The organism is Nonomuraea sp. 3N208 (assembly GCF_052245935.1).
Classification (GTDB): domain Bacteria; phylum Actinomycetota; class Actinomycetes; order Streptosporangiales; family Streptosporangiaceae; genus Nonomuraea.
This window is the reverse complement of record NZ_JBQQBR010000175.1, coordinates 1-909: the sequence shown is the minus strand read 5'-3', so window position 1 is coordinate 909 and position 909 is coordinate 1. Positions and strand designations below refer to the sequence as shown.

The window sequence follows — 909 nt, the reverse complement described above, 5'->3', positions numbered from 1 at the left end:
AGCCAGCAGGCCGCCGGTGGCGCGGGCTCCGGCGCGCCGGGTGATGGTGTTCACGTTCTTACCTCCTGGGGGTGGGGACCGCAGCTGGCGCGCACGACCAGCTCGGTGGTCATCCTGTCGACCAAGGGCCGCACCAGGGTCAACGACCTGATCAAGGACCTGGCCGGGCGGGTGGACGGCCTGCTGGTCTTCGGCCACGCCGTCCCCGACCCGCTGATCGCCGAGCTCGTGCGGCTCGGCGTGCGGCTGGTGGTCATCTCGCGCGACCCGCTACCCGGCGCGGACACCCTTCGCAGCGAGAACGCCGCCTCGGCGCGGGCGCTGGCCGAGCACCTGGCCGGCCACGGCTACGAGCGCTTCGCCTTCCTCGGCGCGCCCCTGACCGGCGGCGACGACGTGGACGAACGCTGGCGCGGCGTGCGGTCGGTGCTCGGCGGCGCGATCGAGGCCGTGGCCACCCGCGAGTACACCGTCGAGTGCGGCTTCGAGGCGGCCAGAGCACTGCTGAAGGACAAGAGGCCGGAGGCCATCGTCTGCTCCGACGACGAGGTGGCGCTGGGGGCGCTGCTCGCCGCCGAGGAGCTCGGCCTCGACGTGCCCGGCGACGTGGCCGTCACCGGCTGGGACGACATCATGGCCGCCCGCCACGCCAGACCCGCGCTGACCACCGTGCGGCAGCCGATGCGTGAGCTCGGCGCCCGCGCCGCCCGCGCGCTCGACGAGCTGATCACCGGCGTCCGCGACACGCCGAGCCACCTCATCCTGACCACCGAGCTGGTCGTGCGCGCCAGCTGCGGTCCCCACCCCCAGGAGGTAAGAACGTGAACACCATCACCCGGCGCGCCGGAGCCCGCGCCACCGGCGGCCTGCTGGCTCTCGCGATTCTGGCCGCAGGCTGCGGCCGCGACG

General features: G+C 74.4%; 1 protein-coding gene. It reads left to right on the top strand.

All coding sequences use genetic code 11. From position 1 onward, the window contains the following. Positions 1-825: LacI family DNA-binding transcriptional regulator (locus tag ACTWPT_RS60085; RefSeq protein WP_443186495.1), on the top strand; the 825-nt coding region annotated here is incomplete at its 5' end. Between the last annotated feature and the right edge of the window lie 84 nt (positions 826-909).